Source organism: Comamonas terrae, from assembly GCF_001544075.1.
Classification (GTDB): domain Bacteria; phylum Pseudomonadota; class Gammaproteobacteria; order Burkholderiales; family Burkholderiaceae_C; genus Comamonas; species Comamonas terrae.
In genome coordinates this window covers 101,721-115,793 of sequence record NZ_BCNT01000003.1, presented here as the reverse complement: position 1 = coordinate 115,793, position 14,073 = coordinate 101,721, and the positions used below count along the sequence as shown (strand labels likewise).

Here is a 14,073-nt window from a genome sequence, read left to right as displayed (position 1 = left end):
CCTAATATTCGCGCAATATTCCTCACCTTACAGCTTCAGCGCATCGGCATAGCCCGTCATTTCCAGATAGCCGCTGCCGGCATGCCTGCGGCTGCCATCGGCGCTTACGCGCAGTAGTTCGCACAGGCCTTCCCAGTAGATGGCGCCGGTGCTGGCGCGGCTGTCCAGTTCCTGGTCGTCCACCAGAGCCTGGACTTCGAACAGGCCCGCCGGCGTCTGCACCTGCCAGGCAACGGGATAGCGGGCTCGGCTCAGCGGGCTGCTCCAGTAGCGCAGCGGCTCGAACCGCACCTGCTGCGGTGCAAAGCTTTGCACGGGCCGGCCGGCTGCGCGGAACGACCCCCCGGCCCAGAGCGCGGAGCCGTCCGGGCGGCGCAGATGGAAGGCCGTGAGCGCGCTGCCGTCGTCGAGGTTCATGCCTATCCAGTCCCAGCCCTGGGCTTCCCGGTGCAGCAGGGCCTCGCTGCACTCATGGTCCAGCCAGGCGCGGTTGGCATGGGGGTGCTGGGCCGCGCTTTCCACGGCCAGGCGCTGGCCCTGCACGGTGATGCTGCCGCTGACCTGCAACTGTGGCTGGCTGTAGTAGTAGCTGGCCTGGTCGCTGTCGGGGCCCTTGCGCGACAGGCCGTTGCGGCCCTGCAATAAAACGGGCTGGGTGGTGTCGAACTGCAGGTCGAGCGTGAAATCCCGGGCCGGGAGCCGCGCCTGGTAGCGGCTGGCCTGGTCGGCGCTTTGCCCTGCCACGGGCTGGCGCTGCAGCTGCCAGTCCTGGATGTGGACCCGGGTGTCGCCGGTGGCGGCATCGGCCAGCCCCATGCCCGCGCGCGCCATGCGCTGGTCATGCAGCAGCCGGCGGCCCTGCACGTCGCACAGCGCCGCATGCGCGAAGATCAGCTGCCGGGCCGCGAAGTCCGAGCGCATGTTCTGCGTGGCGGCCACGCGCGAGCGGAAGAACGTGAGCTGAAAGCCCCAGGGCCTGCCGCCGGCGCGGACCTGGCCGGTGATGTACCACCACTCGGTCTGCAGATCGGGATGGCTGCCGAAATCGCGCGGGAACACCAGGGTCTTGGGCGGCAAGGCCCAGGCCCGGGGCGTGGCTATGCCGGCGCTGGCCATGACGGCCAGTCCAAGCCAGTCACGCCGGCGCATGGACGGCCATGCGAAAGATGGTGCGGCAGGCGGCATGGCGCATCAGGGAGCCAGCAGCCGCTCCAGCCGCGAGCGCGCAGCCAGGCAGTCGCCCAGGCTGCGCTCCACCCAGTGCGGGTCGTAGTAGGTGGGCAGGTAGCGCTCGCCGGCATCGCACAGCAGCGACAGGATGGAGCCCTGCTCGCCCGCATCGCGCATGGCATTGGCCAGGCGCAGCATGGCCACGAAGTTGGTGCCTGTCGAAGGGCCGACCCGCCTTCCCAGCAGGCCCGACAGCAGCTGCATGCCGGCCACCGATTCGTCGTCGGCCACTTCTTCCATGCGGTCGACCAGGGTGCGGATGAAGCTGGGCTCCACGCGCGGCCGTCCTATGCCCTCGATGCGCGAGCCCGGCGCCGTCAGCGATGCGTCGCCCGTGCGGTGGTAAGCGCTGAATACCGAGCCTTCGGGGTCGGCCACGCACAGCCGGGTGGCATGCTGCTGGTAGCGCACATAGCGGCCGATGGTGGCGCTGGTGCCGCCCGTGCCCGCGCCCACCACGATCCAGCGCGGCACCGCAAAGCGCTCGCGCTGCATCTGCTGGAACATGCTTTCGGCGATGTTGTTGTTGCCGCGCCAGTCGGTGGCGCGCTCGGCATAGGTGAACTGGTCCATGTAATGGCCGCCGCTTTCGCGGGCGATGGTGCGTGCGGCGTCATAGACCTCGGAGGCCGCGTCCACGAAGTGGCAGCAGCCGCCGTAGAACTCGATCAGTGCGATCTTCTCGGCCGAGGTGGTGCGCGGCATCACGGCCACGAAGGGCAGGCCCAGCAGGCGCGCGAAATAGGCTTCGCTCACGGCCGTGGAGCCGCTGGAGGCTTCGACGATGGTCGAGCCCTCGCGTATCCAGCCATTGCACAGCGCATACAGGAACAGCGAGCGCGCGAGCCGGTGCTTGAGGCTGCCCGAGGGATGGGTGGATTCGTCCTTGAGATAAAGGTCGATGCCATGGCGGGCGTAGCCGGGCAGCGGCAGCGGGATCAGGTGTGTGTCGGCGCTGCGCTGGTAGTCGGCCTCGATGCGAGCGATGGCGGCATGCTGCCAGCCGTCCTGGCCGCAGGCAGGGGGAGCGGAGGTCATGGTGTTCGGGTGGTTCATCATGGCGCTATGGAATCAGTGGAATGTATTTCAGCATGGGAGCGCAAGCGCGCGAAAGAGTTCGCTACCAATCTTCCTTGACGGCCAGCACGGCCTGGGTACCGGCGGCCTGCCGCCCTGCCAGCCAGGCGGTGACGGTGCCCGCCAGCACCACGGCGCCGCAAAGGGCGGCGAGCCGCAGCGCCGGCACGCGCAGGTCCATGGTCCAGTGAAAGCTCTGCGGGTTGACCACATGCACCAGGATCACGGCCACGCCCAGGCCCAGCAGCGTGCCGGCCACGGCGCCCAGCGCGGTCCAGGCCAGGCCCTCGGCGGCGACCACGGCCAGGATGTTGGCGCGCGTCAGCCCCAGGTGCGCCAGCAGGCCGAATTCCTTGCGCCGGGCCAGTACCTGGGCGCTGAAGCTGGCGGCAATGCCGAACAGCCCTATGCCGATGGCCACGGCCTGCAGCCAGTAGGTCACGGCAAAGCTGCGGTCGAAGATGCGCAGCGAGCGTTCGCGCAAGGCCAGGCTGCTCACGAATTCCAGGGCCGGCGGGGCATCGGATGCGCCGGTCTCCTGGCTGGCCTGCACGGCCTGTTCGACGCGGGCCTGCATTTCGGCGAACGACGGGGCCGGTGCGGACTGCGGCCAGATGGCGATCTCGCTGGCTTGCGGGCTGCCGCCCAGGCGCAGATAGTCCTGCCAGTCCATGGCCACCGCGCCGAACTGGCGGATGTAGTCGCGCCAGATGCCTGCTACATAAAAAGAAGCTACTGGCGCTTGCATGTCCTTGGTTTCATGGCTGAAAGCCTTGGAAAGCAGCGGCCAGTCATCGCCGACGCCGAGGTGGTAGAGCTGGGCGATGGCCTCGCTGACATAGACGGCAATCCCCTCACGCACCAACTTCGGGTCGGGTGCCTGGACCCATGGCAGCTGCTGGGCCTGCGGGCCGTGCAGAGGGCGTACCAGCAGGCTGACGGCAGGCTGGTCGGTCAGCAGCTGCAGGCTGCCGGTGCGCATGGCCTGGGCCCGTTCCACGCCGGGCAGTGCGCCGATGGCCCCTGCCGCGCGGGCCGGCAGCAGGGCCGCATCGACGCGGCTGGAGCCGCCCGCGGCGCGCACGTACCAGGGCGCGGGCAGCACGGCATCGAGCCACTCCATCATGCTGGAGCGAAAGCTGGTGACCATGACCGTCAGGGCCACGGCCAGGGACAGGCTGGCCACCACGCCGCCCACGGCCACCGTGGTGGCGCGGCGCATGCGGCGTGCACGTTCCACGGCCAGCAGCGGCAGCGCCCGCTGCAGCAAAGCCGGGGGCAGACTGCGCAGCAGCAGGGCCAGCAGCCAGGGCAGCGCCGCCATGCCGCCCAGCAGAAGCAATGCCACGGCCACATAGGCGGCCAGCGGCACGCCGGCCACGGGCGGCACCAGCGCCAGCAGCACGCTGGCTGCCAGCAGTGCGACTGCAGGCCAGGCCCGGGCGCGCGACTCCGTGCCGCCGCCCATGCCCTTGAGCGTGGCGGCCGGTGGCAGTTCCATGGCCTGGCGGGCCGGCCACCAGGCGCCGGCCACGGTGGCGGCAACGCCCAGCAGGCCGAACACCAGCGCGGCCACGGGGTTCCATTGCAGTGCGGGGCTGACGCCGGCAAAGTAGCCGCCGCCCAGATCGCCGCCCAGCCAGTGCAGGGCCAGCCAGGCCAGGCCCGTGCCCGCCGCGATGCCGGCAACACTGCCGAGCAGGCCCAGAGCCAGGGCTTCCAGGAGCACCAGGCCCATGCGCTGGCGCGGCGTGGTGCCCAGCACGGCCAGCAGCGCGAACTGCGGTGCCCGCTGGGCCACGCTGAGCGCCAGCACCGAGAACACCAGGAAAGCGCCCGTGAACAGGGCCACGAGCGCCAGCACCGTGAGATTGACGCGGTAGGCGCGCGACATTTCGCCCACGCGCTGCTGCTCGTCGCCCGGCTGCTGCACCAGGATCTGCGGCTGCCAGCCGGGCAGCTTGCGCAGCGCGGCGATGGCATCGCTGCGCGCGGCACCGTCGGCCAGCTGCAGGTCGATGCGGTCCACCGTATCCCACTGCTGCATCAGGTCCTGCAGAGCGCCAATGTCCATGACCGCCACCGGCCCCGCGGCGGCGGCCACGGTGCCGGCCAGGCGCAGCGTCTGCCGCTGGCCGTTCTGCAGCCATGTTACGGGCGTGCCGGACGGCGCATTGGCCGGCAGGTGCAGGGCCTGGAGCGCGGCGGCGTTGAGAAACACCGCATCGGGCGCGAACAGGTCCAGGCGGCTGCTGCCCTCGGCCAGGCGTGGCATGAGCGCAGGCGCCACGGCGGCCATCAGCAGGGCATCGCCACCCAGGACGCGCAGCGCCGTACCCTGCGCCGCGCCGCGGGTCTGCCGCGTGGGGCCGTCCAGGCCCTGTCCCGCATCGGCCCGCGGCAGCAGCACCGAGGTTTCGATCCAGGGCATGGCGCGCGCGATGCCCGGGGCCTGAGCCACCTGCCGGTACAGCGCCAGCGGCAGGCCGCCCTGCATGGCATGGAGCTGCAGGTCGGGCTGGCCACCCACGCTGCGCACGGCGCGCGAGAACTCGTCCAGTGCCGACTGGTTGATCACATGGACGGCAAAGCCCAGGGCCACGCCCAGCAGGATGGCGACCCAGGCCGTGGCCGCGCGCCATGGATGGCGGCGCAGTTCCTGCCAGGAGAAAGTACAGAGCAGGGACCACATGGCAGGCCTTCAGCAGTCGGTCTCGGGCCGCATGCCCTGCGCCGTCAGCCGCAGCACGCGGTCCGCACGCCGGGCGGCGTCCATGGAGTGGGTGACCAGCACCAGCGCCGTCTGCCGCTCGCGGGTCTGGGCCAGCAGCAGATCCATGATCTGGCGGGCCGTACCGGGGTCCAGATTGCCCGTGGGTTCGTCGGCCAGCAGCAGCGGCGGCGCGTGGACCAGGGCGCGTGCGATGGCCACGCGCTGCAGCTGGCCGCCGCTGAGCTGCTGCGGTAGCCGCCCGCCCAGGCCGTCCAGGCCCACGGCCTGCAGTACCTGCCGGACGCGCTCCCGGTTCTCCGCGCCGCGGCGGCCCAGCAGCATCAGCGGCAGGGCAATGTTCTGCGCCACGTCCAGGTGCGGCAGCACATGGAAGGCCTGGAACACAAAGCCCAGGTGCCGGCGTCGCCAGACGGCGCGCTGCGCCTCGTCCAGCGTGGAAAGGTCCACACCCGCATGCACCACGCGGCCCTGCTGCCAGGTGTCCAGCCCCGCCAGGCAATTGAGGAACGTGGATTTGCCCACGCCCGAATCGCCAACCACGGCCACGAATTCGCCGGGCTGGACGGCGCAGCTGACCTGCTCGAAAACCGTGGATGCCGGCACCTGGCCATAGCGCTTGGCCAGGCGGTCTACCAGCACCAGGGGAGCGGCGCGGGCAGTGGCATCGACAGTGGGATCGGAAGGTGCGGCAGAGGCGGCGGCAAAAGGCATGACCCCATCTTAAGCGCCGCGCTCAGCCGGCCTGTTGTGCTGCGTCTATGGCGGCCAGGGCCGCCGCCAGCAACTGCTGCTGGGCGTCGGGGGCGTCGCAGGCAATGGGCTGGCGGGAGGGCATGCTGCGCAGCCAGGTGATCTGGCGCTTGGCCAGCTGGCGCGTGGCGGCGATGCTGCGCTCGCGCAGGCCGTTCAGGTCCAGTGGCCTTGCGGGATCGGCTTCGAGGGCGTCGAGCGCTTCCCAGGCCTGGCGGTAGCCCACGCAGCGGATCGAGGGCAGGTCCGGGTGCAGGTCGCCGCGCGCGCGCAGCATGCGCACCTCGTCGATGAAGCCCTGCTCCAGCATCAGGTCAAAGCGCAGCGCAATGCGCTGGTGCAGCCAGGCGCGATCTTGCGGTTCCAGAGAAAAAAGCGCCCTGAGGCCGATGGGGCCTGCGTAGCCTGCTTCCTTTTTGGAAGTGTGAAAGCTCGACAGCGGCTTGCCTGACACCTCCCAGACCTCGAGTGCGCGCTGGATGCGCTGGCTGTCGCCCGGGGCCAGGCGCGCGGCGGTGACGGGGTCCACCTGCGCCAGCCTGGCATGCAGGGCGGGCCAGCCCAGCCGGGCGGCTTCGGCGTCCAGCGCGGCGCGCACCCCGGGGCTGGCGGCGGGCATGTCGTCCAGGCCGTCCATCAAGGCCTTGAAATACAGCATGGTGCCGCCCACGAGCAGGGGCAGGGCGCCGCGCGCGCGGATCTCGGCCGTCAGACGCACCGTGTCGCGCACGAATTCGGCCGCGCTATAGGCCTGCAGCGGGTCGATGATGTCGATCAGGTGGTGGGGCACGGCGGCCAGTTCTTCGCGGGACGGCTTGGCCGTGCCGATGTCCATGCCGCGGTAGACCAGCGCCGAGTCCACGCTGATGATTTCCGCCTTCCGGCCGCGCCGCTCCAGCAATGCCGCCAGGGCCAGCGCGGCCGCGGTCTTTCCCGAAGCCGTGGGGCCGGCGATGGCGATGCAGGGAAGGGTGCAATGGGCTGTCATGGAAACTGTGGATCTTGGCGGCGCAGCGTGCCAAGCGGATGCCTGGCCGATGCGCCGGTGCTGCGGTGCAGGCGGCGGAGCATAACGCCATATGCCCGGCCCGGCTGCGGCGCGGCCTTTTATCCGCCGGCCGCCATGGGCCGGGCCCTGGCGGTCTTGTCCTGCGGCGGCTGCAGGCCGAACAAGTCCTTCAGGGCCGCGCGGTACTGCTGCATGGCCCTGGCCTGGGTGTTGTGGTGGGTGCCGCCATCCACCAGGATGAAGCGCTTGGGTTCGCTCGCGGCCTCGTAAAGCCGGCGGCCGAGGTCGGAGGGAATCAGTGCATCGGCCGTGCCGTGGACGACCAGCAGCGGCGAGCGGATGGCGGCCACCTTGTCGGCCGATGCGAAGCGCTGCGTGATCAGCGGCCCCACCGGCAGCCAGCCCCAGCGCATGGTGCTTACCACGTCGGCAATGCTGGTGAAGGTGGACTCGACCATGACGCCGGCCTCGTCGTCGGTCTGGCTGGCCAGATCGATGGCAATCGCGCCGCCCAGCGAGTGGCCGAACAGGTAGCGCGGCCGGCCGGGCGCCTGGCCGGCCAGCCAGTTCCAGGCCGCGCGGGCATCCTCGCGGGCCGACTGCTCGGAAGGCAGGGCGGCGCTGCTCTCGCCGAAGCCCCGGTAGTCCACGGCCAGCACCGAAAAGCCCAGGCTGTTGAGACGGCGTATGCGCGGCGCCGAGGTGCCCACGTTCCAGCGTGCGCCATGCAGGTACAGCAGCAGCGGCGCCTGGCTGCCGGCCGCCGGCATCCACAGGCCGTGCAGCCTGGCATCGCTGCCGTCCTCGCTGCGAAAGGCGATCCACACATCCTGCATGCCGGCCGTATCGGCCTGGCCCCAGCTGCGGTTGCTGGGCTGGAAGATCCAGCTGCGCTGCTTGGCGTCGAGCGCCGAGCAGCCGGTGCTGACGGCGACGGCCGCGCCGGCCAGCACGGCTGCCAGCATGGCCGTCACATGCGCGCGGCGGCGGTTCCGGAACGATGACAGGAAAGGCATGAACTTCGGAAGGCGTCAAGTGTTTGCGCAAGTATGGCTGCAAGCACAGCCATCCCATGAGTCATGCTGCCAATTGGCGATATTCTTGGGGTGTTTTCTTGCTCCCGGTAGGCGGCCACCCTGCATGCCCGGGGCATGGCCCTTTGAACTCCTGTTTTGTGGATGCTTGGAAATGCCGATTTGCCTGGGACTTGCTGCGAACAAACTTCACCACCAGAACGAGGATGCCGCGCTGTTCTCCTTCCTGAGGGCCTGCGAGGCGGGCATACGCGAATTGCAGCTGGGCTTTCATGCCATCGGGCGCACCTATGACGCGATCACGGCGGCCAGCATGCTCCACGGCTACAAGGGCCTGGTGCGCTATCCCTACGGGCGCGAAGGCGGGCTGATGAAGCTGGTGGCCGAAGTCGTGGGCATGGAGGGCGACGGCCGCCAGCTCGACGGCGCCATCTACCTGGCCGATCCCGTCGATCCTTCCTCCATCTTTCCCGAGGCGCTGGCCCTGAAGCGCCAGTGCGTGATCCACGGCAAGCCCTTCCTGTCCACCGTGGCCTCGGCGCGGGACTGGGTGGAGATGGAGCGCATCCATGCCGGCCTGCCGCGCGACCGCAATGCCGACCGCTTCTACGACTATGAGAACCAGACGCTGGCGCTGATCGCCCACGATGCGATGAAGCCCACCATGCTGGAGTTCGCGGACCGCAACTTCGAGCTGCTGTCGCGCTACCGCCGCCGCGTGGGCACGGGCACCACGGGCCAGAAGCTCAACGAGCTGGCCTGGAGCAAGGGCTGGCCTGCCGACAGGCCGTGGGTGGACCGCTTCAACAGCGGCCCGCTGGGCGGCGATGCGCAGATCGCCGACCTGGTGCTGGAGCGCCGCTGCCAGCGCGCCATCTTCTTCGAGGACCCGCATGTGGCGCGCCAGCACGAGGCCGACATCCAGCTGCTGGAGCGTGCGGTGACCACCGTCACGCACGAGGCCGTATGCAGCACCTCGCCCCGGGTGGCGCAGCGCTGGTGCGATGCGGCAATGCGCCGCAAGTGACGTGCGGCGCAGGCCTGGCGCGTGGCCGTCCGGCTCGCCTCATCGGGCGCTGCGGTAGCGCCTGAGTTCGGCCTGCAGCCACGGGCCGCTGGGCTCGGCGGGCTGGTCGGCGCAGCGCACTGCATAGGGCTTGTGGCTCATGCTGCTTTCGCTGCCCGCGCGGGCGATGAAGTCCTCGGCTGTCGCGACCCAGCCTTTTTTCCGCAGATAGTCGTACTTCTGGCGCAGATGGTCGGCCGCCTTGGTGCTGCCATACCAGCTGCCGTTGCGCATGAATTCGCAGCCCGAATCATGCAGGTAGCCGATCAGGTGTTCGATTTCCTGGGCGGCAGCCGGCGAAGGCTGTTCTGCCCGGGCGGCCGGCGGCAGTGCGCACAGAAGGCCGAGGACAAGCGAGGCGAGTGGTTTCATGGCGTGTTTCCGGCAAGCATCGCGCCATGGTAGCCGGGGCGATCAATCTGCCCAAAACATGGGGTGCCAGGCCCGGCGCTACGGCCCGGGATGGAGCAAGTGCCTCAGGGCACGGGCGTGGCCAGCGGCCTGCCTTTTTCCACCACATAGACGCCCACCAGCCGTGCGGGAGCGCCGCTGGCATTGTGGGCATCGTGCACCACGCCGGCCGGTATCACGAAGGATTCGCCGGCCTTGAGGGTGCGCGCGGGCTGGCCGTCGACCAGCAGGTCGACTTCGCCGTCGGTCACATAGCTGATCTCGTCGCCCGGATGGGTATGGCGCCCGGCCCGCGAGCCCGGCGCGACCTCGACCTTGGCGACCACGGCCTCGCGGCCGGGGACCGAGACATCGGCCCTGCCCACCAGGGTACGCGACAGGCCGCTGGCCTGTGGCGCATTGGCCTGGGCCATGGCCGGGCCGTTGAACAGCATGAAGGCGGCGCCGGTGCACAGCAGGCGGGAAAAAAGAAGGCGGGATGGCATGGCTCTCCTTGCGGCAGGTGGGGAAAGAAGTCGGGCTTGTCGTTTGTACCTGCGCCCGGGCCGGCTGCCATGCGGGCTTGCCCTGCCTGGCCCGCCTCAGAAATAGTGGCGCATGCCCAGGGCCACGGAGCTGAAGCCCACGCCGTCCTCGCCCGTCAGGTAGTGGGCGCCGGCGCGGTTGTCGAGCCGGGTGTAGAGCGCATAGAGCTTGGTGCGCTTGCTGAAGTGGTAGTTGTAGGCCAGCGTCCATTGCAGCGCCTGGGTCCGCGCCTGGCCTCCGGCCTTGCCGGCATGGCCGAGGTTGGCATGGTATTCGCTGGGGCCGTCGGCGTACTGGATTGCCAGGCGTGTCAGATGGCGCCTGCGCTGGCTGCTATCGACCTGATGGCTGGCATTGTCCCAGCCGGTACTGGTCTGGTGGTAGCCGGTCAGCGTCCAGGGACCTTGCACATAGGTGGCGCGCAGCGTGGCCTGCTCGGCGGCGCCCCAGCGGCCGTAGCCCAGGCCCAGGCTCAGGGCGCCATGCTCGTAATGGGCGGCCAGGTCCCAGGCGTTGTGCGCGGGCTGCTCCCGCTTTTCATGCAGGCTGCTGCCGATCTCGACGGTGAGCCCGCGCCACGGGGGCAGGCGCCAGGACACATGGTCGCCACCGTTGGAAACCCAGGCGTAGAGCGCATCGGCGGAGGTTCCGGTGTCGAAGTTGTGCATGTTGACCACGTCGGCCGTGGCGTAATAGGCCTCGCTGATGAGCCGGCCCATGCGCAGCATGCCCAGGCGGCCGCTGAGGTTGACTTCGCTCTTGCGGTTGAAATAGGCGCGTTCCGAAGGCCTGCCCGTGTCCAGCTCGAAGCCGTTTTCGAGGATGAAGCCGGCCTGCATGCCGCCACCCAGGTCTTCCTGGCCGCGCAGGCCCCAGAAGGATTCGTTGTTGAGCAGGCCGGTGGCGGCCGTGCGGCCCTGCACGCGGGAGCGCTCGACCGAGGTGTTGAGGCGGCCGTAGATCTGCAGTGTGCCCAGGGGCGCCTGCTGGGCGGCAGAAGGCAAGGAGAAAAGGGCTGCGGCGAGCGCGGGGAGGGCGAGAACGGACGAAAGGGCGGTGCGGCCGGCCAGGGCCGGGCGCCAGCGGGGCAAGGCAGTCACTGATCTATCTGGAAGCGGGCGAACGAGAGGACCTGCTGCGGGCGTGCGGCGGGGCATGCGCCAGGGCAGGTGCGGCAAGGACGTGCATCCTAGTGAAAACCCTTGGATTGTGGCCGGTGGCCGCTGCATACCGCTGTGCGGCATGCTGTTTTTGCGCGGGCCCGGAGCCGGACTGCGGTGCGGGGGCCTGGCCGCATGGCGCGCCGCCGCTTGCAAGCGCTGGCGCGGACGAAGCCAGGCAGCAAAAAAGGCCCCGCAGGGCCTTTTTTTGTTCAGGGACGAAAGCGCCCGGCGCTCAGATCACGCCCTGGGCCAGCATGGCGTCGGCCACCTTCACGAAGCCGGCCACGTTGGCGCCGTCGATATAGCTCACGGTGCCGTCCTCGCGCTTGCCGTACTTCAGGCAGGCCGCGTGGATGCCTTGCATGATCACCAGCAGGCGGGCGTCGACCTCGTCGCGGGTCCAGGACAGGCGCATGGCGTTCTGGCTCATTTCCAGGCCCGAGGTGGCCACGCCGCCGGCGTTCGATGCCTTGCCGGGAGCGTAGAGCACGCCAGCGGCTTCGAAGGCCTTGGCCGCTTCGATGGTGGAAGGCATGTTGGCGCCTTCGGCCACGCACAGCACGCCGTTGGCGATCAGCGTCTTGGCGTCGTTCTCGTCCAGCTCGTTCTGGGTGGCGCAGGGCAGGGCCACGTCCACCTTGATGGACCAGGGGCGCTGGCCGGCCAGGAACTGCACGCCGGGCACCTTGGCAGCGTAGTCGCTCACGCGGCCGTAGTGGTGGTTCTTGACGTCCATCAGAATGGCCAGTTTCTCGTGCGTGAAGCCTTCAGGGTCGTAGGCGGTGCCCGAGGAGTCGGACACGGTCAGGACCTTGGCGCCCAGCTGCAGGGCCTTTTCCACGGCGTACTGGGCCACGTTGCCCGAACCGGAGACCGACACGGTCTTGCCTTCGAAGGTCTGGCCGCGGGTGGCCAGCATTTCCTGGGCGAAGTACACGGTGCCGTAGCCGGTGGCCTCGGGGCGGATCAGCGAGCCGCCGAACGACAGGCCCTTGCCCGTGAACACGCTGCCGGCGGTGTTGGACAGCTTCTTGTACATGCCGGCCATGAAGCCGACTTCGCGGCCGCCCACGCCGATGTCACCGGCGGGCACATCGGTGTCGGGGCCCACGTGGCGGAACAGTTCGCTCACGAAGGCCTGGCAGAAGCGCATGACTTCGGCAGGGCTCTTGCCCTTGGGGTCGAAGTCCGAGCCGCCCTTGCCGCCGCCCATGGGCAGGGTGGTCAGCGCGTTCTTGAAGGTCTGCTCGAAAGCCAGGAACTTCAGCACGGACTGGTTCACCGAGGGGTGGAAGCGCAGGCCGCCCTTGTAGGGGCCGATGGCCATGCTGTGCTGGATGCGGAAACCGCGGTTGACTTGCACCTGGCCCTTGTCGTCGGTCCAGCTCACGCGGAACTGGATGATGCGCTCGGGCTCGACCAGGCGCTCCAGCAGGGCGTTTTCAGCGTATTTGGGGTTCTTCTCGATGAAGGGCCAGAGGCTTTCCATCACTTCGGTGACGGCTTGCAGGAATTCGGGCTGGCCGGGGTTGCGTTGTGCCACTTCTTCCAGGAATTGGCCGACGGACTCGTACTTCATATGAGAGAACTTTCTGACTAAAAACGGGCTGCAGACAAATTGTGCAAACCAAAATTATGCCAAAAAGTTATGCCGTCATGCTTCTTTTTGGGGCGAGGCTCGCGCAGTTCTGGTGCGTCCATGCCATGGTTTGGTGCATGAAAAAACCGTTTCCCTTTGGAAAACAGGCACTTGCAAAGTTGCGTACGAGCCGGATTGGTGCATGGCCGGCGAATGCAATTGAGTTTTCACTTTGAGGCGAAGCCGGTCCCGCGAAGACAGCCGCGGCGGTGCGGCCGGCGCTGCGCTCCAATGGTGCTAGGCAGCAGGCGAAAGAGAGGGTGAAAGTGCACCGGGCCGTCGCGCCGGGGAGGAAGCGTATCCGTCGGCCTGCATCAGGGATGCGCAGATTCTGCAGCTATCGGATGGATAGCTGCTTGCGCCTGTCATTCAATGATTTCAAGCGCAAAAGGCTATGGAATCCAATAACAGAAAGCGGTAAAAGCTCTCGATTGGATAGCGGGCTACAGCAATTCGCCCAGCGCATCATGGCCGGCCTCGATGGCGGCCATGCGCCGGCGGCCGGGCTGGCCGCTTTGCTGCAGCGTGGCCGTGGCAATCAGGTGGCTGAGCATGAACAGCGCCGCATGGTTGTCCAGCGGGCCGGGCGCGGCGGTGTGCACGCGCAGCAGCCAGTCCGCGGGCATGGCCGGGCTGGCATGGTCGGTGATGCACAGCAGCCGCGCGCCCTGGCGCCGGGCCTGGGCCGCGAACTCGCTGACCACGCGCACGCTGCGGCGCAGCGCGAACACGATGACCACATCCTGCTCGGACAGCTGGGCAATGTATTCGCCCAGGGTCTCGCCGGCGCCCGGGATCACCTGCGAGGGCATGGGCAGCGCCTGCAGCAACTGCCAGCGCAGGTAGGCCGCGAAATTGCGGTTCTGCCGATAGCCTACGAACAGCAGCTGGCGTGCGCCGACCAGGGCCTGGGCGATGGCGTCGAGCTGCTCGGCGGACAGCTGGCCTATGGTGGTGGCCAGGCTGTCGCTGGCCTGGCGCAGGTGGGCTGCGATCAGCTCGCTGGTGGGCGTGCCCTGCGCGGCGGAGGCCGGGAGAAACAGCGGCGAGCCGCTGCCTTCCTGCTGGCGCGCATGGCGGCGCGCATCCTCGTAGCCTTCATAGCCGAGCCGACGGATGAAGCGCGTGACCGTGGCGTTGGACACGCCGGTCAGCTGCGCGATCTCCAGCGCCGCATAGCTGGACAGGTTGCCCGGGAAGTCCAGCAGGAACTCGCCCAGGCGCCGCTCCGTGGGCGGCAACTGCGGCAGCGCCGCGCGCACCCGGGCGATGAAGGACATGCTGCCGGCCGGCGCGGATGCGCCGGCTGCCTCGTCGCTGGGAGGGGTGGAAGGGGAAGGCTTGGCAGCAAGCATGGTGGCGCATCGGTGCAAAAACAAAGACAGCCGAGGCTAAGGGCAAAGCGCCAAACAGGCAATGCCTTTGCGGCAAGCTT

At 68.9% G+C, this 14,073-nt stretch carries 12 protein-coding genes; 1 reads left to right on the top strand and 11 read right to left on the bottom strand.

Annotation, left to right across the window (positions count from 1 at the left end; all coding sequences use genetic code 11):
- Positions 1-27: 27 nt before the first annotated feature.
- The 6 genes from Cte04_RS03885 to Cte04_RS03860 form a co-directional block, all read right to left on the bottom strand.
- Positions 28-1,185 carry a lipocalin-like domain-containing protein gene (locus tag Cte04_RS03885; protein WP_083526494.1) on the bottom strand — a complete coding sequence of 386 codons (1,158 nt, stop codon included), beginning with the start codon at positions 1,183-1,185 and terminating at the stop codon, positions 28-30.
- A gap of 6 nt (positions 1,186-1,191) precedes the next feature.
- Positions 1,192-2,268, bottom strand: coding sequence for a PLP-dependent cysteine synthase family protein (locus tag Cte04_RS03880; RefSeq protein ID WP_174522889.1), 1,077 nt, complete (start codon positions 2,266-2,268; stop codon positions 1,192-1,194).
- 82 nt (positions 2,269-2,350) lie between these two features.
- A complete protein-coding gene (locus Cte04_RS03875; RefSeq protein WP_066472323.1) occupies positions 2,351-4,999 on the bottom strand; it encodes an ABC transporter permease in 2,649 nt (882 codons plus the stop codon).
- 9 nt (positions 5,000-5,008) lie between these two features.
- Entirely contained in the window at positions 5,009-5,752 is a 744-nt protein-coding gene (locus Cte04_RS03870) for an ABC transporter ATP-binding protein (protein ID WP_083526493.1), read from the bottom strand.
- 22 nt (positions 5,753-5,774) lie between these two features.
- Positions 5,775-6,779, bottom strand: coding sequence for a tRNA (adenosine(37)-N6)-dimethylallyltransferase MiaA (gene miaA, locus Cte04_RS03865; RefSeq protein WP_066472321.1), 1,005 nt, complete (start codon positions 6,777-6,779; stop codon positions 5,775-5,777).
- A gap of 119 nt (positions 6,780-6,898) precedes the next feature.
- A complete protein-coding gene (locus tag Cte04_RS03860) occupies positions 6,899-7,816 on the bottom strand; it encodes an alpha/beta hydrolase (RefSeq protein ID WP_066472319.1) in 918 nt (305 codons plus the stop codon).
- A gap of 172 nt (positions 7,817-7,988) precedes the next feature.
- Here Cte04_RS03860 and Cte04_RS03855 point away from each other — a divergent pair, with 172 nt between their 5' ends.
- Positions 7,989-8,861: a methylglyoxal synthase gene (locus Cte04_RS03855; RefSeq protein ID WP_066472317.1), complete on the top strand. Its 873-nt coding sequence runs from the start codon at positions 7,989-7,991 to the stop codon at positions 8,859-8,861.
- Positions 8,862-8,900: 39 nt separating this feature from the next.
- Here the strand turns inward: Cte04_RS03855 and Cte04_RS03850 are convergent, their stop codons facing one another.
- From Cte04_RS03850 to Cte04_RS03830, 5 genes are all read right to left on the bottom strand, one after another.
- Positions 8,901-9,272 carry a YfeK family protein gene (locus Cte04_RS03850; protein ID WP_066472314.1) on the bottom strand — a complete coding sequence of 124 codons (372 nt, stop codon included), beginning with the start codon at positions 9,270-9,272 and terminating at the stop codon, positions 8,901-8,903.
- Positions 9,273-9,376: 104 nt separating this feature from the next.
- Positions 9,377-9,745, bottom strand: a complete 369-nt coding sequence (locus Cte04_RS03845; RefSeq protein WP_066473910.1) for a cupin domain-containing protein — start codon at positions 9,743-9,745, stop codon at positions 9,377-9,379.
- 147 nt (positions 9,746-9,892) lie between these two features.
- Entirely contained in the window at positions 9,893-10,906 is a 1,014-nt protein-coding gene (locus Cte04_RS03840) for a porin (protein WP_370671019.1), read from the bottom strand.
- A 325-nt stretch (positions 10,907-11,231) separates the two neighbouring features.
- Positions 11,232-12,578, bottom strand: coding sequence for an NADP-specific glutamate dehydrogenase (gene gdhA / locus Cte04_RS03835; RefSeq protein ID WP_066472306.1), 1,347 nt, complete (start codon positions 12,576-12,578; stop codon positions 11,232-11,234).
- Between the two features lie 503 nt (positions 12,579-13,081).
- Complete coding sequence (locus Cte04_RS03830; RefSeq protein ID WP_174522887.1) at positions 13,082-13,993, bottom strand: MurR/RpiR family transcriptional regulator; 912 nt, start codon at positions 13,991-13,993, stop codon at positions 13,082-13,084.
- Between the last annotated feature and the right edge of the window lie 80 nt (positions 13,994-14,073).